This window comes from Streptomyces sp. NPDC003943 (genome assembly GCF_053605265.1).
This window is the reverse complement of sequence record NZ_JBSGIW010000017.1, coordinates 17,064-39,539: the sequence shown is the minus strand read 5'-3', so window position 1 is coordinate 39,539 and position 22,476 is coordinate 17,064. Positions and strand designations below refer to the sequence as shown.

Sequence of the window (22,476 nt, the reverse complement as noted above, 5' to 3'; positions counted from 1 at the left end):
CGGCCGGCGGATCAGGGCCGGACAGGCCCTAGTCCTCCCGCTCCCGCTCCGCCATCCGGATCACGCACACCGCGACGGCGATGAGCAGCGACGGATCGGCGTCCTCGCGGACCACGTTCACGGCGTAGGTCTCGCGGACGTGGAACCACTGGCGGGAGATGTGGGCCAGGAGCTCGCCGTCGTACTCGACGGTGAACTCCCGGTCCAGGATCCGGCCGCTGACGTCGAGTCCGGTGCCGTCGACGAGCGTGACCCGGAAGTGGTTGCGGAGCAGCGAGAGGCGCTTGCGGCGGATGGTGGCGAGCGGGCGGTCGTCGCGCTCGATCGTCATCGCGTCGCGCAGGCTGAACATCTTCTGCCGCAGCGTGACCAGGACCTGCCCGTCGGGGTCCTTGAGTTCGAGCGTGTCGCGCAGCCGCAGCGCCTTTCCGTCGACGAGGAAGGCGTGGCGGCCGCGCTCGTCCTCGATCCAGTAGTCGTCGCCGATGGCGAGGATCTTGTCCCGTACCAGGTATTTCATGACGCCATGCCTTCCCGCTCAGGCGGGGAAATAGCGGGTGAACGCGTCCGGGGCCACACCGAGCGAGCTGCCGAAGGGCGCGTCGAGCTGGCTGATGAGCACGACGGTGAAGGCGATGAAGCCGGACAGGCCCATGACCAGGATGACGTGGGTGGCGCTGCGGTTGATGCCGAAGAGGAACATGAAGGACACGGTCAGCACACCACCGATGACGAGACCGGCCCACAGCACCACGGAGAGGCGCTCCTGGGCCGCCGCCTCCCGGCCGCGCCGGGCGTCGTCCACATAGCCGATCTGGGCCAGCATCTCCTGGGCGGCGATCTGCTGACCGGTGGTGGCGGTGCCCGAGCCGTGCAGCTGGCCGGCCGCGCGCAGCCGGTCGAGCAGGGCCCAGCCGTCCGGCCCCAGGGGTTCGCGCTCGGCCATCAGGGGCCATTCGACGTCCACGACATGGGCGGCGTACGAGCGGGCCGCGTCCCGCACCGGCTGCTGCTGGGCGGCCGGCAGCGAGTCGGCGAGCAGATAGGTCTGGTGCAGGGCGCTCGCCTCGGCCTGGACCCGGTCGTCGGCGGTCGTGTGGTTGTCCCAGACGGAGACGAGGCACAGCCCGAGCACGAGGGCGTAGAAGACCGACACCATCATCGAGATGTACTCGGCCACGTCCTCGCGGGGCTCCTCGCCCGGCCGCATCGGGAACAAGCGGGTCTTGGCGTAGACGGCGAGCGAGGCGAGGAAGGCGACGCCGAAGACGACGACGAGGGTTTCGAGCAGGGCCATCGGATCTCCCAGGACGTCTCTCAGGAGCGGCGCGACCCGAGCAGGGCGGCGGCAGCGGCGGCGGGGACGAGCAGGAGCAGCAGGACCACGGTCATGCCGAGGTGCGGTAGTTCACGGGCCCGGCGGTGCAGCCGCGGCAGGATTCCCTCCTCGCCGGCGGCCACGGGCGGCCGGGCGGCAGACGGCGGCCGGGGCACGGCGGCCGTGTCCGCGGGCGGCTGCCGCCCGGCGGCGCCCGGCGGCACCGCTCCCCCTGGTGCCGCTTCCGGGGGTACGGCTCCGGGCGCGGCCAGCGCCTCGGCGGCAGCGGCGGCGGCAGCCTCACCGAGGGCTTCGGCGGCGGCCTCTGCGGCAGCGGCGGCGGCGGCAGCGGCGGGGGACACGGCTCCGGGAACAGCGGGCGCCGCGAGCGTGCCGGGTGCGCCCGGAGCCGCGCCGACACCGGTGCCGGGCGCGGCGCCGGTCCCGGGCGGCCGGGTCCGTAGTACGGACGGCGGAACCGACGGCGAAACAGGGGGCGCCCCGGGCGCCGCACCCGCTCGCGTCGGGACCGGGACCGAGGGCCGGGCCGATTGCGGGTGCGGGCGCCGGGGCGGCGGCGCGGCGATCGTGAAGGCCGCGGTGGCGCGGGCGGTGAGCGGCGGCGCGGGGACGCGGCCGCCGTGCTCGTCGACGGTCGTGACCCGGTCGCTGCCCGAGACGAGCCCGGCGCTGCGGTACGTGCCCGGGGGCCGCCGCACCGTCGCCGTGCACCCGGCCGAGACGCCGGGCGCGAGCTCCGTCGCGCAGGCGACGGGGCCGAGGAGCGGGTCGCTGAGCCGGAGCCCGTACACCGGCCGGTTGCCGCGGTTGGTGACGGTGTACGTCACGACCGCCCGGCCGCCGGTGACCCGTACCGCCTCCGTCAGCCCGAGGGCGCCCGCCACCCCCTCGTACCCGGAGCGCGCGGTGGCGGTCACCCGCCGTCCGAGCGAGGGGATCTCGCCGCCGGCCCGGGCGGTCGCGATCCGTCGCCCGGGCAGGGCGCGGAAGCGGGCCGTGCAGATCATCGAACGGAGCGCGTGCAGGGTGCGCCGGGGGCAGCTCACCCGACCGCCGGGCACGCCGCGGTCGCCGACGCCGACCCCGTACAGGTCGGCCTCGCCCCGGTTGACCAGCCGGTACCGCTTCACCACGACCCCGCCGGCCCGCACGTCCACGCCGGCCGCCCCGGGCCGGGTGTCGACGGTGACGGTCATGGCGAGGACGTTCTCCCCGGCGCCGCCGGCACGTGCGTTCTGCGGCACGGCCGCGAGGAGCAGCGTCAGCAGTACCAGCGGCGCGTGCCGTGCCCCCAGGACCTGTATGACCCGCATGACCCCTCCCGGCCGAACAGTCGGATGATCGTTCCGCTACGCCATGCTGGCCGCGCGGCCCCCGCCCCCGCCCGTCAAGACACGCCGCACCCACTCCACCCGGACCCCGCATTCACCCGTCCGGCGATCCGTGCGGCACAGTTGAGCCATGAACGACGTCTCTCCGCGCGCTCGCGCTCGTGTCCGCGCCCCCGAGCTCATCGGCAAGGGCGGCTGGCTCAACACCGGCGGAGACGATCTGACCCTCGCCGGCCTGCGGGGCAAGATCGTCGTGCTCGGCTTCTGGATTTCCTGAACCAATGTGCGCACTTCTCGCTAGCGTGGGGACGTGCACCAACACACCACTGCTGACCTGTACTTGCGCCTGTCCCTGGACCGAGAGGGCAAGACCGCGATCGACCGCCAGGAAGCCGACTGCCGCGCATGGGCGGAGCGCAACGGACTGACCGTCCGCAAGGTCCACATCGACCGTGGACGCTCCGGTTACAAGAACGTCAGCCGCAAGGGGTTCGATGCGGCGATCACAGCAGCCACAGCGGGCGTCGTGGGCGTTCTGATCGTCTGGAAGCTCGACCGCCTGTCCCGCAAGGGCATCGGCGAGGTCGGCAAGGCGCTGGACGACATAGGCCGGGTCGGCGGACGGCTGGTCTCCGTCATGGACGGCCTCGACACGAAGAACGACAGCGCCCGGGTCACCATCGCGATGCTGGCGGAACTGGCGCGCAACGAGTCCCGCAACCTCGGGATGCGCGTCGGCAACGCCAAGCGGTACCTACGCCAGCGGGGCCAGTGGATCGGCGGACAGCCGCCTTACGGGCTGCTGGTGGACACGGAAACGAAGAAGCTCGTCCACGACCCCGAGACCGCCGTCTACGCCCGCCTGATCGCCGACGAGGCGCTATCCGGGAAGGCCCTCGTCCACATCGCCCGGCTGCTGAACGAGCACGGGGTGGAGTCTGTTCGTGGCGGCGAGTGGAACTCGTCCAGCGTCATGCAGCTCCTTCGCTCACCGGCCTTCGCCGGTCTCATGCCGCAGACCGAGTACGAGGAGCAGCCGGACGGGACACGCAAGTACATGAACCGGGTCTCTCCCTACCGGGACCCGGAGACGCTGGAGACTGTGGGTATCGGTGAGGGGATCATCACGGTCGGGGAGCGCGAACTCATCCTCCGCCAGCTCGAAGCGCGCACGTTCCCTCTGGCGGGGAAGCGGCACGGTCACAAGCAAGGGAAGTCACTGCTCACCGGGATAGCGCGTTGCGGGCTCTGCGGGGCCCGGATGAGCAAGGCCGGCACGTCGTACCAGTGCTCCAGCCACCGGATGGGGCGAGGATGCTCAGGCGTATCGGCTCGGGTGGAGAGCCTCGACGACTACGTGACCCGGGCATTCCTCTCACGCCTGCCGTCCCTGGAGCCCCAGGACCCGCTGCTCGCCGTGATCGCCGATCGCTGGGTGCAGAGGGAGGACCCGGAGGTTTTCGCGAAGCGGGACGCGATCGAGGCGGAGATCGCGGACGAAGGGGCTCGTCTGGCGGACCTGGAGGAGGCCAGGTACGTCCGTGGCGAGTTCACCGGCGCAGACGCGATCGACCGGTACAACCGGCTCGCCGGACGACTTCGTACCCGGATCGAGGGGCTGCGCGCGGATCTACTGCGGATGCCGACCCCTTCCGTGGACATCTCTCCTCTCCTGGACGCGGGCCTGCTGCGTGAAGCTTGGGAAGCCGACGATGCGGCCGGAAGGCGTGAACGCCTGGGCCTCGCAATCGATCGAGTGGAAGTCCGGCGAGGCAGGGTGGGCGTGAGGTTCGACGGCGACGAGCGCTGCCGGATCGTCTGGGCGACGAGAGGCGGTGCTGGGGAGGAGTCAGCGGGTGACGAAGTGACGGAATGACGGTCGAAGTCCATTACCTCCGTAAGAGACGTTGTGAGTCTCTATGGATGGAATAGAACTAAACGTCATTCCGTCACTTCGTCACTGGGGCGGCCCGAGCGTCGGTGCGAAGTTGCGCTGTGGTCGCCATCCCGACCCCGGCCCCAGCTCGGAAGGCGCACGCTGGGTGTGACTCCGTTTTTCGGGCCCACCGTGGCTCTGACCAGCGCATATCGATCGCCGAAGGCGCGAGAGCGGCACAGTTAACGCCCTGCAAAGCCCGCCGAAGGGCCCACCCCGTGGGGTCTTCGCCCCATCAGGTGCCCCGTCGGATGTCACTCCGGCGGCTGGCTGTACCTCTCCAGCGTCGCCTTGCTCGTGGACCGGTCCACCAGCCGCAGTTCCCAGGGGCCGGTGTTCACGTCGAAGTCCTTGCCGAAGCCGACCCACTTTCCGGCCATGCGCCGTCCGGTCGGCTCGACCAGGAGTTGGACGGCCCCGTGGTAGCGGGCCCCGTTGTAGTAGCCGTCTGCGGCAGTCTGCTCGACCCACGTACCCGTGACCACGTTGCGATCGACAGTGAGATCCAGCGTGAGCGGGCTGTCCGGGTTGCTGCTCGCCCCAGGCAGACTCTGAACGGTCAGCCGGTTCCCGTGCTGGACGATCACTACGTAGTGCTTGCCCTCGTACGAGTCGCCCCGGCTCGAAGAGAAGAACTCGTAGCGGCTGAGCCACACCCCCGAAAACGTGTCCTCACTCCCCTGCGCGGCGGGCTGCGCGCCTACAGCGGCAGATGTGAAACCGGTTGTAGGGGTCTCCATGTCATGTCCTCCCTTCCCGTCTGCGTGGACTCGTGCCGTCGGCACCGGCAGGGCGAACCCCAGTGCCTCGACCGGACGGCCAGTGACTCGTTCTAAGGCCCTGGCGTACACGCCCCGAGGCGTCTTGCTCGTGCCGGACTCCCAGCGCTGTACCAGCCGCTTGGAAGCCTCGTTCGGCTCCCCCAGTTCTGCACCTGCCCGGCGGAGCGCCTTGGCGAAGTCGTCTTGGCTCAAGCGCAGGCCGATACGCACGGCCCGCAGCACATCATTCGGCACCACGGCGGTCGTCGTCATGACGTCAAAGCTAGACCGAACAGCCATGCAATGACACCGGTTTGACGCCCTGGAGGGCGTCATTGACACCCCACTGAGTGACGCCCAGGCGACGTCCGAAGTGTCGTCGTTCCGACCGATCGGCGGCGGGAACATCGCTTCACCAACCGGACCGGGTAAGCGGAAGGCCAACGATGACCATGACCGTGCGGGTGTCTCGCGACTCCGGCCAGACGTTCGGCTCTGAGGTGATCTACCCCAGCAGCAGCGCCGAGAAGCCGTTGACCCCCATGGCCTCCGCCGCCTGGCCCCCCTGCAAGTGCCCCCGATGTTCCTCACAGACCAGGAAGGCACAGACGTGACGATCACCGACACGACGAAGACCGTGTACGACCTCATCACCCCGGAACTGAGGGCCGACCTCATCACCATGGTCCGCGAGGACTCCTGGCCGGAGATGACCGACGACCAGGGCCAGCGCGGCGTCAACCAGGTGGCGGCCTTCCTCGCCGTCGCCGCGAACACCACGGAGAGGGCCACGCCCAGCCTTCGCGTGGACCTCTTCTGGCACGCGCTCGTGCTCCACACCAAGCGCTACGCCGAGTTCTGCGACGCGCTCGGTGGCGGGTTCATCCACCACGTCCCCGACCGCAGCATCGGCCACAACCCGGCCGAGGGCCGGGCCGCGATGGGTCGGACGGCCGAGATGATCCGATCGGCCGGCTTCGACGTGGACCCGGAGTTCTGGCCGATCGACGGCGCGGCCGACTGCACCCAGAGCTACGCGGGCTGCTCCGGCGAGCGTCAGTCACTACCTGTCCGTTCTCGTTCACGGCGACAGCCGCCCGGCACGATACCGGGCGGCTGAAGCTCTCGTGGGTCAGTCGCTCCGCTTGAGTCGGAGCTACTTGGCGACGGGGCTGTCGGAGCCCGCGCGGGCCAGAAGAAGACCCCGCTGTCGTCAAGCGGTGGGACTACGAACCCGATGTGTGGGCGCTGATTCTCAAGGAACACGGCTTCGTGGACGTATCAGCGTCCGTGCTTGCCCCACCCCCCGGCAATCGGCGCACAGGAACCCTGTTCGTCCGGGGCGTCCAAGGAGGCTAGTCCGTGGTGGAGCGGATCCCGTAGCTGCGCAGGACAACGGCGTCGTACGTCCGTGATCCGGCGTTCATGGGCCAATGGCAAGCTTGAAACATGAACGATGCTGCCCCCCCTGCGCCCACCCCCGCGCCCGCACCCCGCAAGCGTGCCCGTGTCCGTGCCCCCGAGCTGATCGGCAAGGGGGGCTGGATCAACACCGGCGGGAAGGATCTGAAGCTCGCCGACTTCCGAGGTCGCACATTGATCCTCGATTTTTGGACCTTCTGCTGCATCAACTGCCTGCACGTCCTCGACGAGCTGCGCGAGCTGGAGGAGAAGCACCGCGACACGCTCGTGATCGTCGGCGTGCACTCGCCGAAGTTCGTGCACGAGGCAGAGCACCAGGCCGTCGTCGACGCCGTCGAGCGCTACGAGGTGCACCACCCGGTGCTCGACGACCCGGAGCTCGCGACCTGGAAGCAGTACGCCGTGCGGGCCTGGCCGACGCTCGTCGTCATCGACCCCGAGGGCTATGTCGTCGCCCAGCACGCGGGCGAGGGCCACGCCAACGCGCTGCGGACGCTCGTCGAGGAGCTGGAGGCGGAGCACGAGGCGAAGGGCACGCTGCGGCGCGGCGACGGGCCGTACGTGCCGCCGGAGCCGGTCGCGACCGATCTGCGCTTCCCCGGCAAGGCGGTCGTGCTGCCGTCCGGGAACCTGCTCGTCTCCGACACCACCCGGCACCAGCTGGTCGAGCTGGCCGAGGACGGCGAGACGGTCGTCCGGCGCATCGGCGACAGCGGTGAGTTCCGCGAGCCGCAGGGCCTCGCGCTGCTGCCCGACGGGAAGGTCGTGGTCGCCGACACGGTCAACCACGCCCTGAAGGTGTTCGACCCGGAGAGCGGGTCGATCGAGCGCGTCGCCGGCACGGGCCGCCAGTGGTGGCAGGGCTCGCCGACCTCCGGCCCCGCCCTCGACGTCGACCTCTCCTCGCCGTGGGACGTGGCCTGGTGGCAGGGCAAGGTGTGGATCGCGATGGCCGGTGTGCACCAGATCTGGACGTACGACCCGGAGACGAGGACCGTCGAGGTCGCGGCCGGCACCACCAACGAGGGGCTGGTCGACGGGCCGGCCGCCGAGGCCTGGTTCGCGCAGCCGTCCGGGCTCGCCGCGACCGCCGACCGGCTGTGGATCGCCGACTCCGAGACCAGCGCGCTCCGCTTCATCGACACCGAGGGCACGGTCCACACGGCCGTCGGCACCGGGCTCTTCGACTTCGGGCACCGCGACGGCGCCGCCGACCAGGCGCTGTTCCAGCACCCGCTGGGCGTGACCGCGCTGCCCGACGGCTCGGTCGCCGTCTCCGACACGTACAACCACGCCCTGCGCCGCTTCGACCCGGCGACCGGCGAGGTCACCACGCTCGCCACGGACCTGCGCGAGCCCAGCGACGCGGTCGTCGTCGGCGAGGACGTCGTGGTCGTCGAGTCGGCCCGGCACCGGCTCACCCGGCTGCGGCTGCCCGAGGAGGCCGTCCAGGTCGAGTCGGTCGCCCACCGCACGCAGCGCGAGGCCACCGAGGTCGCCCCCGGCAGTCTCCGCCTCGACGTCGTCTTCCAGGCCCCCAAGGGCCAGAAGCTGGACGACCGGTACGGCCCCTCGACCCGCCTCCTGGTCTCCGCCACGCCGCCCGAGCTGCTGCTCGCCGGCGAGGGCAAGGGCACGGACCTCTTCCGCGACCTGGAGCTGAACCCGGCCCTCACGGAGGGCGTCCTGCACGTCTCGGCGATGGCCGCGTCGTGCGACGACGACCCGGAGAACGAGTACCCGGCCTGCCACGTCCACCAGCAGGACTGGGGCGTCCCGGTGCGGATCACGGACGCGGGCACGGCCCGGCTGCCGCTGATCCTGGCCGGCATGGACGCCTGACCCTCCGCGGTTTCTTCGCCCCGAGAACGGTTCGGCCCCTGCCGTGTGGCAGGGGCCGAATCCGTGTCCGTCAGCCCGGTCAGCCCTCCAGGAAGGCCACGAGCGCGTTCGCCAGGTGGTGCGGGTCCTCCGCGCCGCACAGCTCACGGGCGCTGTGCATCGACAGGCAGGCGACGCCGATGTCGACGGTCGAGATGCCGTGGCGGGCGGCGGTGATGGGGCCGATCGTCGTGCCGCACGGCATGTCGTTGTTGGAGACGAACGACTGCCACGGCACGCCCGCCTTCTCGCACGCGGCGGCGAACACCGCGCGGCCGCTGCCGTCGGTGGCGTAGCGCTGGTTGACGTTGACCTTGAGGATGGGGCCGCCGTTGGGGCGCGGGTGGTGCGTCGGGTCGTGGCGCTCGCTGTAGTTGGGGTGCACGGCGTGGCCGACGTCGGAGGAGAGGCAGACGGAGCCGGCGAGGGCGCGCGCCTTGTCCTCGTAGCTGCCGCCGCGTGCGTACACCGAGCGCTCCAGGACGTTGCCGAGCAGCGGGCCCTGGGCGCCGGTGTCGGCCTCGGAGCCGTTCTCCTCGTGGTCGAAGGCGGCGAGCACCGGGATGTACGGCAGGTCGTCGCCGTGCGCGGCGACGGCGGCGAGCGCGGCGGCGCAGGCGTGCACGGAGATCAGGTTGTCCATGCGCGGGCCGGCGAGCAGCTCGCGGTCCCGGCCCAGGTAGGCGGGCGCCTCCAGGGCGTGCACCATCAGGTCCCAGCCGGCCACGTCCTCGGCGCTGACGCCCGCCTCCTCGGCGACGAAGTCGACCAGGTCGCCCTCGTGGACGTCGCCGAGGCCCCAGATCGGCTGCATGTGGCGCTGGCGCTCCAGCTTCATGCCCTCGTTGACCTGCCGGTCGAGGTGGATGGCGAGCTGCGGCACGCGCAGCAGCGGCCGGTCCACGTTCACGAGCCGGTGCGACCCGTCCCGCAGCGTCAGCCGGCCGGCGAGGCCCAGGTCCCGGTCCAGCCAGCTGTTGAGCAGCGGCCCGCCGTAGATCTCGACGGCCACCTGCCGCCAGCCCTCCCGCCCGAAGTCCGGCTGCGGCTTGACCCGCAGGTTCGGCGAGTCGGTGTGCGCGCCGACGATCCGGAACGGCGTGTGCGGGGCGGCGCCCTCGGGCACGTACCAGGCGATGATCGCCCCGCCGCGGATCACGTACTTCCCGCCGGCCGTCCCCTCCCAGGCGTCGGTCTCCTCGACCTTGCGGAAACCCGCCTTCTCCAGCCGCTCGGCGGTGTTGGCCACCACGTGGTACGGCGACGGCGAGGCCGCGAGGAAGGACATGAGGTCATCGGTGTGGCCGCGGTCGAAGCGGGCGGGTGCGCTACTCATGACGTTCACCTTACGGGGGTCTCGGAATGTGGACCCGGCCCGGACCAAGGGCCCTCTGGGACGCCTCGATGACCTCGAGGGCGAGTGGGCGGAAGGGGCGCGCCGGGGGAACGATCCCGGGCGCGCGGAGGCCTGCGAGGAACGACCAGGTCGAGCACGGTCGGGGGTCGTGGGCCCGGTTCAAGCGCCCCGGGGCGAACCGAGCCACAGAAACAGCGGAACGGCCCGCCCCCCTCCCCGGGAGCGAGCCGTTCCTCTGTGCGGACTCAGGCGTGTTCCTGTGCGTTAGAACGCTGCCTCGTCCAGGTCCATGATCTCGTTGGTGACGCCCTCGGCGATCAGGCGCTCGGTGGAGACGCCGGGCAGGATCGTGGCGGCGAAGAACTTCGCGGCGGCGATCTTGCCCTGGTAGAAGGCGACGTCCTTGCCGGTGGCGCCGGCGGCGAGCTTCTCGGCGGCGACGGCGGCACCGCGCAGCAGCAGGTAGCCGACGACGACGTCACCGGCGGCGAGCAGCAGGCGGGTGGAGTTGAGGCCGACCTTGTAGATGTTCTTGACGTCCTCGCCGGTGGCGGTGAGGTCGGTGATCATCGTGCCGACGATGGCCTCGAGGTCGACGGCGGCCTTGGCGAGGGAGTCGCGGGCGCCGGCGAGCTCGTCGCCGCCGGTGCCGACGGCGAGGAACTTCTTGATCTCCTCGGCGAGGGCGTTCAGGGACGCGCCCTGGTCGCGGACGATCTTCCGGAAGAAGAAGTCCTGGCCCTGGATCGCGGTGGTGCCCTCGTACAGGGTGTCGATCTTGGAGTCGCGGATGTACTGCTCGATCGGGTACTCCTGCAGGAAGCCGGAGCCGCCGAAGGTCTGCAGCGACTGGGCGAGCTGCTCGTAGCCCTTCTCGGAGCCGTAGCCCTTGACGATCGGGAGCAGGAGGTCGTTGAGGCCGTGGAGCGCCTTGGCGTCCTCGCCGGCGGCTTCCTTCTCCTGGATGGCGTCCTGCACGGAGGCCGTGTAGAGGACGAGGGAGCGCATGCCCTCGGCGTACGCCTTCTGCGTCATGAGCGAGCGGCGCACGTCGGGGTGGTGGGTGACGGTGACCTTGGGCGCGTTCTTGTCCATGAAGTTGGCCAGGTCGGTGCCCTGGACGCGCTCCTTGGCGTACTCCAGGGCGTTGAGGTAGCCCGTGGAGAGGGTGGAGATCGCCTTCGTGCCGACCATCATGCGGGCGAACTCGATGATGAGGAACATCTGGCGGATGCCGTCGTGCTTGTCGCCGATGAGCCAGCCCTTGGCGGGGTGCTTGTCGCCGAAGGTCATCTCGCACGTGTTGGACGCCTTGAGGCCCATCTTGTGCTCGACGTTGGTGGCGTAGACGCCGTTGCGGGCGCCGAGCTCGCCGGTCTCCCAGTCGAACTCGTACTTCGGGACGAGGAAGAGGGAGAGGCCCTTGGTGCCGGGGCCGGCACCCTCGGGGCGGGCGAGGACGTAGTGGAGGATGTTCTCCTCCATGTCGTGCTCACCGGACGTGATGAAGCGCTTGACGCCCTCGATGTGCCAGGAGCCGTCCTCCTGCTGGATGGCCTTGGTGCGGCCGGCGCCGACGTCGGAGCCCGCGTCGGGCTCGGTGAGCACCATGGTGGAGCCCCAGCGGCGGTCGACGGCGATCTTGGCGACCTTCTTCTGCGCCTCGTTGCCCTCGTTGAAGAGGATGCCGGCGAAGGCGGGGCCGGAGGAGTACATCCAGATGGCCGGGTTGGAGCCGAGCAGCAGCTCCGCGTAGGCCCAGATCAGGGAGCGCGGGGAGACGGTGCCGCCGATCTCCTCGGGGATGCCGAGGCGCCAGTACTCGGACTCCATGAAGGCGTTGTACGAGTTCTTGAAGGAGGCCGGGACCGGGGCGGTGTTGGTCTCCGGGTCGAAGACCGGCGGGTTGCGGTCGGCGTCGGCGAAGGACTCCGCGAGCTCGTTCTCGGCGAGGCGGCGGATCTCGTCGAGGATGCTCTTGGCGGTGTCGACGTCCATCTCCTCGAACGGACCGGTGCCGTACACCTTGTCGCGGCCGAGGACCTCGAAGAGGTTGAACTCGATGTCGCGGAGATTCGACTTGTAGTGCCCCATGGCGACGGCTCCGTAAAGGCTCGGGGAGGGAAGGTCCTCGTACACGTACTACCCGTGAGTAGCTCACGCTCTCTACGATGATGCTACCCACCGGTAATAACGGCAACCCCTTTCCGGACATCTGTGACGGGGGCCGCAGCCGGCCGGGCCCGCTCGATAGGCTTGCTGTCATGTACGGCTACGACCAGAACCCGGGTGCCCAGCAGTACGCGCCGCCTCAGCAGCAGTACGCGCCGCAGGGCGGGATGCAGGGGGGTGGGATGCAGGGTGGCTACGCCCAGCAGCCCCCGCTCTATCCGGAGCCGTCACCGCCGTCGCTGGCGGACGCGGTGCGGGCCTTCACGACCGGGCAGATGGCGGCCGAGGACTTCCAGCAGATCTTCGCGACCTCCAAGGTCTACTGCCCGCGCGGCGACAACCCGGGCTTCCTGGCGCTGCACAACACCCAGCAGCCGGTGATCCCGATGTTCACGTCGCTCAAGGAGCTGCGGCGGTACGCGGGCAAGGAGTCGAAGTACTTCGTGATCACGGGTGCGGAGGTGATCGACCTGCTGCCGACCGGGTACGGCTTCGTGCTCGACATGGAGGGCGACCACCGGATGGTCTTCGACGCGAAGGCCGTGGAGCAGATGGTCGATTTCGCGATGCGGCGGATGTACGGCTGACGGAGGCTGGACGTGCGCGGGGACGCCCGGGAGGAATTCCTCCCGGGCGTTCTGCGTTCCGGGTGGCAGAAAGTTCAGGATTCAACTAACCTGGACGTACAACGTTCAATCAAGCGATCAAGATGGACGTACGAGGAGGTCCCGCCATGCCCGCCGTGACTGTCGAGAACCCGCTGACCCTGCCCCGAGTCGCCGCGTCCGCCGACGCCGCCGCCCGCCCGGTGCTCGCCGTCACCACGGCCCCCCAGGGGTTCGAGGGCGAGGGCTTCCCGGTGCGCCGCGCGTTCGCCGGCATCAACTACCAGTACCTCGACCCGTTCATCATGATGGACCAGATGGGCGAGGTGGAGTACGCCCCGGGCGAGCCCAAGGGCACCCCGTGGCACCCCCACCGCGGCTTCGAGACCGTCACCTACATCATCGACGGCATCTTCGACCACCAGGACTCCAACGGCGGTGGCGGCACCATCACCAACGGCGACACCCAGTGGATGACCGCCGGCTCCGGCCTGCTCCACATCGAGGCCCCGCCGGAGCAGCTCGTCGTCAGCGGCGGCCTCTTCCACGGCCTCCAGCTGTGGGTGAACCTGCCGGCGAGCGACAAGATGATGGCCCCCCGCTACCAGGACATCCGCGGCGGCCAGGTCCAGCTGCTCACCTCCCCCGACGGCGGCGCGCTGCTCCGCGTCATCGCGGGCGAGCTCGACGGCCACCAGGGCCCCGGCATCACCCACACCCCGATCACCATGCTCCACGCCACCCTCCGCCCCGGCGCCGAGATCAACCTGCCGTGGCGCGAGGACTTCAACGGCCTCGCGTACGTGCTGGCCGGCCGCGGCACCGTCGGCGCCGAGCGGCGGCCGGTCCACATGGGCCAGACCGCCGTCTTCGGCAAGGGAGGCGCGCTCACCGTGCGGGCCGACGAGAAGCAGGACGGCAACACGCCGGACCTGGAGGTCGTGCTCCTGGGCGGGCAGCCGATCCGCGAGCCGATGGCGCACTACGGCCCGTTCGTCATGAACACCCAGGCCGAACTCCGCCAGGCGTTCGAGGACTTCCAGGCGGGCCGGCTCGGCACGATCCCGGCCGTGCACGGCATGGGCGAGTAGGTCCCGCACGGGACTCCGGTAGGTACGGGGAGCTCCGGTAGGAGGAGCTCCGGTACGGGGACGAGGGCGCGGGGAGCTCCGGTACGGGGACGAGGGCGCGGGGAGCTCCGGTACGGGGACGAGGGCGCGGGGAGCTCCGGTTTCGGGGACGAGGGTGCGGCCCCCGTCCCCGTACCTGCTCCGGCAGCTCGTCTGACGCCTCGTCACCCGTACGGCCCGGCAGCACGCGACGACACGCGGGGCGCCGTGGTCCGGTGGGTCCATGCCCGCCGAACGCCCAGCCGCCGAGCGCCCGCTGCTCCCCGAAGCCGCGCGCCGCACCGCCGCCTGGTGCGCCGTCATGCTGCTCGTCGCCGGGGTCGTGGCCGTCTTCGTCTGGCTGTGCGTGGTCTTCAAGACGGCCGTCACGCCCGCCCTCCTCGCCCTCCTCGGCACCGCCCTGCTCGGTCCGCTCTACCGGCGGCTGCTGCGGATGAAGGTGCGGAAGTCCCTGGCCGCGGGGCTGACCGTGCTCGCCGTGGTCGCGGTCGTCGGCGGCGCCGCCTATGTCGTCGTCGCCGCCCTCGTCGACTCCGGCGCCGAGATCGTCGACTCGCTGCGGCAGGCCGCCCAGGACATCACGAAGCACTTCGGCGTGGCCGGCACCTCGCTCGACGACGTCGCCAGGAACGCCAAGCGGCTCCTGGAGAAGTTCGGCGGGACGGCGGCCTCCGGGGTGATCTCCGGGCTCAGCACGGGCGCCCAGATGCTCGCCACCGCCGCCCTCGCCCTCCTGCTGATCTTCTTCTTCCTGCGCGACTCCGACCGGGCGGCGGACGTGCTGCGCTCGCTCGCGCCCCGCTCCACCGGCGACGTCATGGAGGCGATGGGGCGGCGCGCCTTCGAGGCGGTCGAGGGCTTCATGCGCGGGACGACCTTCGTGGCGCTCGTCGACGCCCTGCTCATCGGCGTCGGGCTGCTCGTCCTGCGGGTGCCGGGCGCGATCGGACTCGCCGCGCTCGTCTTCATCACCGCCTACATCCCCTACCTCGGCGCCTTCCTCTCCGGCGCCGTCGCCGTCCTCGTCGCCCTCGCCGACCGCGGGTTCGTCATCGCGCTGTGGACGCTCGGCGTCGTCCTCGCCGTCCAGATGATCGAGGGCTACGTGCTCCAGCCGATGGTGCAGTCCCGCACCGTGCAGATGCACCCGGCCGTGGTCATGCTGGCGATCACCGCCGGTGCGTCCGTCGCCGGCGTCCTGGGCATGCTGCTCGCCGTACCGCTGACCGCCGCCTTCTTCGGGGTCGTCGGTGAACTGCGCACCCGGTACGGGGAGCCGGCGCCCTAGGTTGCCGCCGCCGGGGTGCTTCCCGGCTCGAACGCCCTCAGCATCTGTTCCAGGGCGGCCTGGTCCGGGCCCACGAACGGGTCCGCGTCAGGCGCCATGGTGATCGTCTCGATCAGGCGGGTGGTCATCCGGACCGCCGGCGGCAGGTGCGTGCACAGCACGATCTCCGGGCCCATCTCCCGCAGCGGCTCGATCGACGCCCGGAACTTCGCCTGGTCGACGACGTGCACCCACGGGCTGTCCACCGTCGCCCACAGCAGCTGCGCGGCCCGCAGCTCCTCCGGCTTCAGGTCGTTGGCGTGCCCGCTCTCGGCGAGTTCGGCCGTGGGCATGGGGCCGCCGAAGCAGTCGGAGCTGAAGCAGATGCGGGTCTTCTCGTCGTAGAAGCCCACGGTGGCCGGGTTGTCGAAGAGCGGCGGCCGGAAACCGCGCAGCCGGCGGTCGCCGACGTCGAGGGACTGGCCCGGATTGAGGAAGTACACGCGGTCCATGGGCAGCGGGCGCTCGGTGGTCATGATCCCGGCGCCGATGAAGGTGGTCACGACCCGCGCCCGCGGGGCCGCCACCAGCAGGTCGAAGATCCCGCCGGTGTGGTCGCGGTCGGGGTGGGTGAGCCAGATCCAGCGCACGTCGGCCGGGTCGATGACCGTGCCGAGCGTCGCCACGAAGTCGCGGTCGGAGACGGACAGGCCCGTGTCGACGACGACCGGTTCGCGTGAGGTGAGGACGTAGGCGTTGACCGGGATGTGCCCGATCCCCGGGACTTCCAGGCTGTCGCCGATGACGGTGGTGTCGCTGCCGACCTTGTGCGTGTCCATGGCGGGCTCCGTGGTCCCCCCGGCGGCCGTACGACACCAGTCTCCGCCGCCTGGCCGGGCGCCGCGCGTCGTGCGTGCCGCGCCTCGTACGCGCCGGGCGTCGTACGCGCCGCGTGTCGTGCGTGCCGCTCCTCGTACGCGCCGGGCGTCGTACGTGCCGGGCGCGACGGCCGGTCAGGCGCAGCAGCCGTTCCCCGACGCCGGCTCGTGCAGCTCGAACCAGATCGCCTTGCCGTCGCCGCGCGGGTCCACGCCCCACGAGTCCGCGAGCATCTCCATGAGCAGCAGCCCGCGCCCGCTGGACGCCATCTCGCCCGGGTGCCGCTTGTGCGGCGGTTCGTCGCTCGCGTCGGCGACCTCGACGCGCAGCCGCCGGGCGTCCGGGAGGCAGACGACCTCGGCGACGAGCAGGGCGTCGCCGTCCGTGTGGACGAGGACGTTGGTGACCATCTCGGAGACCATCAGGACCGCCGAGTCGACCTGGTCGGCCTCCGACCAGTCGTGGAGCAGCTGGCGCACGTGCTCGCGCGCGGTCGCGATGCGCTCCGGCTCGGCCTGGGCGATGGTCATCATCGTGCGGCGCGGGGCCTCCCGTACCGCGGTGTCCGGCTGGCGGGAGAGCAGCAGGACGGCGATGTCGTCCTCGCGGCGGTCGGCGAGCGGGCCGGTGGTGTGGTGCGAGCCGGGCCCGTGGACGGCCTCGACGAGCCGGTCGGCGAGGGCCTCCAGGTCGTCGCCCTCGTGGGACTCCAGGAGCTTCCGGACCCGGTCCCAGCCGCTGTCGAGGTCGTGGCCGCCGGTCTCCAGGAGCCCGTCGGTGCAGATCATCAGGGTCTCGCCGGGGGCCAGGGTGAGCCGGGTGGTGGGGTAGTCGGTGTCGGGGTCGATGCCGAGGGGCAGGCCGCCGGCGGTGGGCCTGAGAAGAACCGTTCCGTCGGTCATCCGCACCGCCGGGTCCGGGTGTCCGGCCCGCGCGATGTCGACGGTGCCGGTCTCCAGGTCGACCTCCAGGTAGAGGCAGGTCGCGAAGCGCGGCCCGCCGCCCGGCCGCTCGTCGCCGTCGCCCGCCTCCACCCCGTCGTTGATCCCGTACAGGAAGCGGGAGGCGCGGGAGAGCACGGCGTCGGGGCGGTGGCCCTCGGAGGCGTACGCGCGCAGCGCGATCCGCAGCTGGCCCATGAGCCCCGCCGCCCGGACGTCGTGGCCCTGCACGTCGCCGATGACCAGGGCGATCCGGCCGCCGCCGGGCCCGCCGGGCAGCCGGATCATGTCGTACCAGTCGCCGCCGACCTGCAGCCCGCCGCCGGTGGGCACGTACCGCGCGGCCACCTGGATGCCGGGGATGCCCGGACCGAGGACCGGCATCATCGTGCGCTGGAGGCCCAGCGACAGCTCCCGCTCGGACTCGGCGACCCCGGCGCGGGCGAGGGCCTGCGCCAGCATCCGGGCGACGGTGGTGAGGACGGAGCGCTCGTCCGGGGTGAAGGACACGGGGTGCTTGAAGGCCGCCATCCAGGCGCCCATGGTCCGGCCGGCGACGACCAGCGGCACGAAGGCCCAGGAGCGGCGGTCGAAGCGCTGGGCGAGCGGCCAGGTCATCGGGAAGCGGCGGGCGTACTCCTCCGGGGTCGGCAGATAGATCGCCCGGCCCGTCCGCACCACCTCGGCCGCCGGATAGTCGGTGTCGAGCGTCATCGAGGTGAACGGCCCCTCGTCGCCGTCGCCGTGCCCGTGGTGGCCGATCACCGTCAGCCGTTCGCCCGACATCCCGAAGACCGCGAGGCCGTCCGGCGAGAAGCCGGGCATGGAGAGCGAGGCCGCCACCCGCAGCACCTCGGCCGTCGACCGCGCCTCGGCGAGCGCCCGGCCCGCGTCGAGCAGGAAGGCCTCGCGGGAGCGGCGCCAGTCGCCGGTGATGGGGGTGTGCGGGCCGGCGGTCCCGGGCTGCGGCTCGGCGACCTCCTGGAGGGTGCCGACCAGCTCGTAGTCCGTTCCGTCGACCAGCGGCTTGGACCTGCTCCGTACGGTACGGATCACCCGCCCGTACTCGTCCATGATCCGCAGCCGGGCCTCGGCCAGGGTCCCCTCGGCGACGGCGAGGGCGACGACCCCGTCGATCTCGTTCCAGTCGACCGGATGGAAGCGCGACCGCACCGCCGCCTCGCTGAGCCGCACGGGCTCGGCGGGCAGCCCGAGCAGCCGGGCCGCCTCGGCATCGAGCGTGACGGTCCGGGAGGCGTTGTCCCAGCGCCACAGGCCGGTCGCGATGGCCGCCAGGACGTCCTCGGTGCGCATTGCCCTACTTTATGAATATCGGACAGCGAGCCGCCACAGATCGCCACCGAGAGTATTCGAATCGCGATCTTGGGTGGCCCGGTACCCTGGGTGGGCTTGATATATCAAGCGATACTCCACCGATCCCGAAGACTGGATGAACGACGATGCATCGGTACAGGTCCCACACCTGCGGCGAGCTCCGCGCCTCTGACGTCGGCACCGACGTCCGGCTGAGCGGCTGGCTGCACAATCGGCGCGACCTGGGCGGCATCCTCTTCATCGATCTGCGCGACCACTACGGCATCACCCAGCTGGTCGCCCGCCCCGGCACCGCCGCGGCCGAGGTCCTCGACAAGCTGACGAAGGAGACCGTCGTCCGCGTCGACGGCAAGGTCGTCTCCCGCGGCGCCGAGAACGTCAACCCGGACCTGGCCACCGGCGAGATCGAGATCGAGGCCGCCGAGGTCGAGGTGCTCGGCGCGGCGCAGCAGATCCCGTTCACCATCAACACCGACGACGGCGTGAACGAGGAGCGGCGGCTCGAGTACCGCTTCCTCGACCTGCGCCGCGAGCGCATGCACCGGAACATCATGCTGCGCTCCGCCGTCATCGCCTCCATCCGCTCCAAGATGGTGGCGCTCGGCTTCAACGAGATGGCGACCCCGATCCTCACCGCGACCTCCCCCGAGGGCGCCCGTGACTTCGTCGTCCCGTCCCGCCTGAACCCGGGCAAGTTCTACGCCCTGCCGCAGGCCCCGCAGCAGTTCAAGCAGCTGCTGATGATCTCGGGCTTCGACCGCTACTTCCAGATCGCGCCCTGCTTCCGCGACGAGGACGCCCGCGCCGACCGCTCGCCGGGCGAGTTCTACCAGCTCGACGTCGAGATGAGCTTCGTCGAGCAGGAGGACGTCTTCCAGCCGATCGAGAAGCTGATGACCGAACTCTTCGAGGAGTTCGGCGGCGGCCGCCACGTCACCTCCCCGTTCCCGCGGATCCCGTTCCGCGAGTCGATGCTGAAGTACGGCAACGACAAGCCCGACCTGCGCACCTCCCTCGAACTCGTCGACATCACCGACGTCTTCGAGAAGTCGGAGTTCAAGGCGTTCGCCGGCAAGCACGTCCGCGCGCTCGCCGTCCCGAACACCGGTGACCAGCCGCGCAAGTTCTTCGACGGCCTCGGCGACTTCGCCGTCTCCCTCGGCGCCAAGGGCCTGGCCTGGGTGCGCGTCGGCGAGGGCGGCGCCCTCACCGGCCCCATCGCCAAGTTCCTCACCGAGGAGAACGTCAAGGTCCTCACCGAGCGCCTCGGCCTGGCCGAGGGCCACGCCGTGTTCTTCGGTGCCGGCGAGTTCGACGAGGTCTCCAAGATCATGGGCCCGGTCCGGGTCGAGGCCGCCAAGCGTGCCGGCCAGTTCGAGGAGAACGTCTTCCGCTTCGCGTGGATCGTCGACTTCCCGATGTACGAGAAGGACGAGGAGACCGGCAAGATCGACTTCTCGCACAACCCCTTCTCGATGCCGCAGGGCGGCCTTGAGGCCCTGGAGACCCAGGACCCGCTGGACATCCTCGGCTGGCAGTACGACATCGTCTGCAACGGCATCGAGCTGTCCTCCGGCGCGATCCGGAACCACGAGCCCGACATCATGTTCAAGGCCTTCGAGATCGCCGGCTACCCGCGCGAGGTCGTCGAGACCGAGTTCGCCGGCATGCTCCGCGCCTTCCAGTTCGGCGCCCCGCCGCACGGCGGCATCGCCCCGGGCGTCGACCGCATCGTGATGCTCCTCGCCGACGAGCCCAACATCCGCGAGACGATCGCCTTCCCGCTCAACGGCAACGCCCAGGACCTGATGATGGGCGCCCCGACCGAGCTCGACGAGGCCCGCCTGCGCGAGCTCCACATCGCCCTGCGCAAGCCGGCCGAGGCGAAGGTCGTGGAGGGCCGCCCGGTGTCGGAGGCGGTGCACCCGGACGCGGCGCGCGGCTGACGCGCCTGAGCATTCGGCTGTGAAGGGGCCCGGAACCGTACGAACGGTTCCGGGCCTCACCCGTATGTGCCGAGTGCTACTCGTCCTCGCCGGCGAAGATCTCCTCGGGAGAGGAGACGGTGACGGCGCGCGCGATCCAGCGGCGCAGCACCTCAGGGTCGTCGCAGCTCGTGACGCGGTCGCGGACGTCGTCGGGGACGTCGAGGCCGCGCTGCTCCAGGATGATCAGTATGGCGTCGACGCTGCCCTGGGTCAGGCCCTGAGCCCGGCCCTCGTCCCGGATCTCCTCGGAGATGACCGACTTGTAGAAGGAGAGGTCCACGGCCACCAGGTTCCTCCAGAGCTCTAGGGCTGGTCGCCTTTCCAGCCCCTGGGTGGTGAGTTCGATGATCGGGTCAGCGACATCCTCAGGGACGTCTCGCAGAGCGGTGGACAGCGCCTTCAGTATGGCACCAATGTCCGGATCGCCCACGTGCGTGATGGCCGACAGGGTGGCCAGCGCCAGATCGGCGCGGGCCTCGGCGGGATCGGTGATCACAGGCATGTTGTGGGGCCCGACGACCACCGGCCGGATGGTGAGGGTGGGCAGGTGGCGCGGTCCGCTGGACACAGCTCGCCCGGCCCACTCGGCGGTGGCGCGGTCCTGGCACACGACCAGCAGCGCAGTCGGGAGCCGGTACTTCGTCCACAGGTACGCCGTGTAGTACGCCCAGCTCGCCGGCTTGTCGGGGTCCTGCTTTCCCTGGGCCTCGATGGCGAGGAGGAGGGAGCCGTCCTCCTCGCTGTCCAGGCGCAGAAGGGTGTCCACCCGGCGCTCGACGGGGCGAGCCTCGGTGAGGTCGGTGGGCAGGACGGTTACCTCGACGGGAGGAGGAAGAGGCAGCCCGAGTAGCCCCGACAGGCGGCTGAACAGGCGCAGATCGTGCTGGAAGATGCGGTGCATCGCTTCATGGGGCGAGCTGACCATGCTCTTTCCTGTTCTTGCAGGGGCGGCATTCGCCAGGGTCCGGGCCGCGGAAGGCCCGGTCGCAGCCGTCGCAGTTCCGGAGCGGATAACGGACGGGCGGGGGTGGCTCCGGCGCCCGGAACGGTGGCAGGGGCGGGAGGCGGTCGGCGAGGCGGTGGGCCAGGAGGGCGGCGGGGCGACGCAGGGGTTCGCGCGGGAGATCGTCGGTCAGGGCGTGGTGCACGGCCTCGGAGGAGACGTCCCGTTCCAGCCAGGACACGACGCCTGGGACGAGGTGTTCGGTGTCGGCGGCGGAGAGCAGCAGCCGGCGGTCTTCGAGGCGGAGGCAGCCGAGCACGGCGTGCGCGGTCTCCAACAGGTCGGGCCTCGGCCACGCCGGCTGCGGTACGGCGGGCAGGGCGCGGCGGCGCGGCTCCTTCGGCTGGCGGGGCCTGGGCTTGGGCGGCGGTTCGCCGCCGGTGTCCTTGCCGCCGCTCCGGCCCGGCTGGTTGCAGGAGACCGTACGCGTGATCATCCGCCCGCTCGCCGTCCGCTCGCGCGTCCGCCGCAGATAGCCGTGCGCCTCCAGCTCCCGCAGCGCGGCGGCGATCCGGGTCGTGCCCTCGGGGAAGCGCCCGGCGAGGCTCTTGATGTCGACGGCGGCACCGGTCGGCAGCGACTGGATGTGCGTGGCCAGCCCGATCGCGACGAGCGAGAGCTCGGCGTGCTGGGCGAGATGGTTGCCGACGACGGTGAACCGGCTGGCGTGCCGGGTGTTGTCGTGGACCACACCTCCACCGGAGGGGTGGTTTTTCCGCGCGCGACGGGACGGGGCGTGCGGGCGCACGCTAGTGTTCTGGCTATCCACCGGGAAGGGCTTTCTTCCTCGTTGGTCAGGCCCTCGCACTGGGATCGCTAGTCCCGGCGAGGGCCGACTCATGTCTGGGGGCAGGTGCTGCCTGTGTGCGCTGAGCGTAGATCAACCAACCCGCCCCAATGCCAGTCCCGTTGGCATATTTCACCCGAGCGAGTGATCGCCCCGCTGCGGGCGGGAAAGGGTGGGTTTGGTGGGGTCATTTCACCTGTCGTCCTTGGTAGTTGGGGCCACCCGAACCACCGAAGCCCAAGCGCTTGGGCTTCGGTGCGAAGCGCGACTGTCCGGAGTCTGTCCACTGTTGTCCGGACTGCCGGGACCGCGCCCACGGGTAGAGGGTTCGCGGTGCACAGG

At 70.9% G+C, this 22,476-nt stretch carries 18 protein-coding genes; 8 read left to right on the top strand and 10 right to left on the bottom strand.

What is annotated here, in order from left to right:
* Window positions 1-28 precede the first annotated feature (28 nt).
* The 3 genes from ACWEV0_RS10295 to ACWEV0_RS10285 are packed head-to-tail and all read right to left on the bottom strand — an operon-like array spanning window position 29 to window position 2,652.
* Complete coding sequence (locus tag ACWEV0_RS10295) at window positions 29-520, bottom strand: LURP-one-related/scramblase family protein (protein WP_453148185.1); 492 nt, start codon at window positions 518-520, stop codon at window positions 29-31.
* Between the two features lie 18 nt (window positions 521-538).
* The gene (locus ACWEV0_RS10290) at window positions 539-1,297 is read right to left on the bottom strand and encodes a bestrophin-like domain (protein WP_453148183.1); all 759 of its coding nucleotides are present in this window, start codon (window positions 1,295-1,297) and stop codon (window positions 539-541) included.
* Window positions 1,298-1,317: 20 nt separating this feature from the next.
* Window positions 1,318-2,652 carry a hypothetical protein gene (locus tag ACWEV0_RS10285; RefSeq protein ID WP_453148181.1) on the bottom strand — a complete coding sequence of 445 codons (1,335 nt, stop codon included), beginning with the start codon at window positions 2,650-2,652 and terminating at the stop codon, window positions 1,318-1,320.
* Window positions 2,653-2,800: 148 nt separating this feature from the next.
* Between ACWEV0_RS10285 and ACWEV0_RS10280 the strand changes: the two genes are divergently transcribed.
* Both ACWEV0_RS10280 and ACWEV0_RS10275 read left to right on the top strand, forming a co-directional pair.
* A complete protein-coding gene (locus tag ACWEV0_RS10280; protein ID WP_453148294.1) occupies window positions 2,801-2,947 on the top strand; it encodes a hypothetical protein in 147 nt (48 codons plus the stop codon).
* A gap of 33 nt (window positions 2,948-2,980) precedes the next feature.
* Window positions 2,981-4,546 carry a recombinase family protein gene (locus tag ACWEV0_RS10275; RefSeq protein ID WP_453148179.1) on the top strand — a complete coding sequence of 522 codons (1,566 nt, stop codon included), beginning with the start codon at window positions 2,981-2,983 and terminating at the stop codon, window positions 4,544-4,546.
* 314 nt (window positions 4,547-4,860) lie between these two features.
* Here the strand turns inward: ACWEV0_RS10275 and ACWEV0_RS10270 are convergent, their stop codons facing one another.
* Window positions 4,861-5,640 carry a helix-turn-helix domain-containing protein gene (locus tag ACWEV0_RS10270; protein WP_453148177.1) on the bottom strand — a complete coding sequence of 260 codons (780 nt, stop codon included), beginning with the start codon at window positions 5,638-5,640 and terminating at the stop codon, window positions 4,861-4,863.
* 337 nt (window positions 5,641-5,977) lie between these two features.
* Here ACWEV0_RS10270 and ACWEV0_RS10265 point away from each other — a divergent pair, with 337 nt between their 5' ends.
* Entirely contained in the window at window positions 5,978-6,487 is a 510-nt protein-coding gene (locus tag ACWEV0_RS10265) for a glycine-rich domain-containing protein (RefSeq protein ID WP_453148175.1), read from the top strand.
* A 329-nt stretch (window positions 6,488-6,816) separates the two neighbouring features.
* Window positions 6,817-8,631, top strand: coding sequence for a thioredoxin-like domain-containing protein (locus ACWEV0_RS10260; RefSeq protein ID WP_453148173.1), 1,815 nt, complete (start codon window positions 6,817-6,819; stop codon window positions 8,629-8,631).
* A 79-nt stretch (window positions 8,632-8,710) separates the two neighbouring features.
* On the opposite strand, the gene ACWEV0_RS10255 is transcribed toward ACWEV0_RS10260, so the two are convergent.
* Together ACWEV0_RS10255 and ACWEV0_RS10250 are read right to left on the bottom strand one after the other, a co-directional pair.
* Entirely contained in the window at window positions 8,711-10,006 is a 1,296-nt protein-coding gene (locus tag ACWEV0_RS10255) for a M18 family aminopeptidase (protein ID WP_453148171.1), read from the bottom strand.
* 285 nt (window positions 10,007-10,291) lie between these two features.
* Window positions 10,292-12,121, bottom strand: coding sequence for an acyl-CoA dehydrogenase (locus ACWEV0_RS10250; protein WP_453148169.1), 1,830 nt, complete (start codon window positions 12,119-12,121; stop codon window positions 10,292-10,294).
* Window positions 12,122-12,291: 170 nt separating this feature from the next.
* Between ACWEV0_RS10250 and ACWEV0_RS10245 the strand changes: the two genes are divergently transcribed.
* From ACWEV0_RS10245 to ACWEV0_RS10235, 3 genes are all read left to right on the top strand, one after another.
* A complete protein-coding gene (locus ACWEV0_RS10245) occupies window positions 12,292-12,786 on the top strand; it encodes an SseB family protein (RefSeq protein WP_453148167.1) in 495 nt (164 codons plus the stop codon).
* Window positions 12,787-12,932: 146 nt separating this feature from the next.
* Window positions 12,933-13,895, top strand: coding sequence for a pirin family protein (locus tag ACWEV0_RS10240; RefSeq protein ID WP_453148165.1), 963 nt, complete (start codon window positions 12,933-12,935; stop codon window positions 13,893-13,895).
* A gap of 262 nt (window positions 13,896-14,157) precedes the next feature.
* Window positions 14,158-15,222 (top strand): AI-2E family transporter, encoded by a 1,065-nt coding sequence (locus tag ACWEV0_RS10235; RefSeq protein ID WP_453148163.1) that lies wholly within the window; start codon window positions 14,158-14,160, stop codon window positions 15,220-15,222.
* Here ACWEV0_RS10235 and ACWEV0_RS10230 read toward each other — a convergent pair.
* Complete coding sequence (locus ACWEV0_RS10230; protein ID WP_453148161.1) at window positions 15,219-16,040, bottom strand: MBL fold metallo-hydrolase; 822 nt, start codon at window positions 16,038-16,040, stop codon at window positions 15,219-15,221. The genes ACWEV0_RS10235 and ACWEV0_RS10230 overlap by 4 nt on opposite strands.
* A 174-nt stretch (window positions 16,041-16,214) precedes the next feature.
* On the bottom strand, window positions 16,215-18,335 hold the full coding sequence (locus tag ACWEV0_RS10225) for an ATP-binding SpoIIE family protein phosphatase (RefSeq protein ID WP_453148159.1): 2,121 nt from the start codon (window positions 18,333-18,335) through the stop codon (window positions 16,215-16,217).
* A 146-nt stretch (window positions 18,336-18,481) separates the two neighbouring features.
* On the opposite strand from ACWEV0_RS10225, the gene aspS reads away from it, so the two are divergent.
* On the top strand, window positions 18,482-20,302 hold the full coding sequence (gene aspS, locus ACWEV0_RS10220) for an aspartate--tRNA ligase (RefSeq protein ID WP_453148157.1): 1,821 nt from the start codon (window positions 18,482-18,484) through the stop codon (window positions 20,300-20,302).
* Between the two features lie 76 nt (window positions 20,303-20,378).
* Here aspS and ACWEV0_RS10215 read toward each other — a convergent pair whose 3' ends face one another.
* Both ACWEV0_RS10215 and ACWEV0_RS10210 read right to left on the bottom strand, forming a co-directional pair.
* Window positions 20,379-21,269, bottom strand: a complete 891-nt coding sequence (locus ACWEV0_RS10215) for a hypothetical protein (protein WP_453148155.1) — start codon at window positions 21,267-21,269, stop codon at window positions 20,379-20,381.
* A complete protein-coding gene (locus ACWEV0_RS10210; protein ID WP_453148153.1) occupies window positions 21,250-22,116 on the bottom strand; it encodes a helix-turn-helix domain-containing protein in 867 nt (288 codons plus the stop codon). The genes ACWEV0_RS10215 and ACWEV0_RS10210 overlap by 20 nt, the downstream gene beginning before the upstream one ends.
* Window positions 22,117-22,476 lie beyond the last annotated feature (360 nt).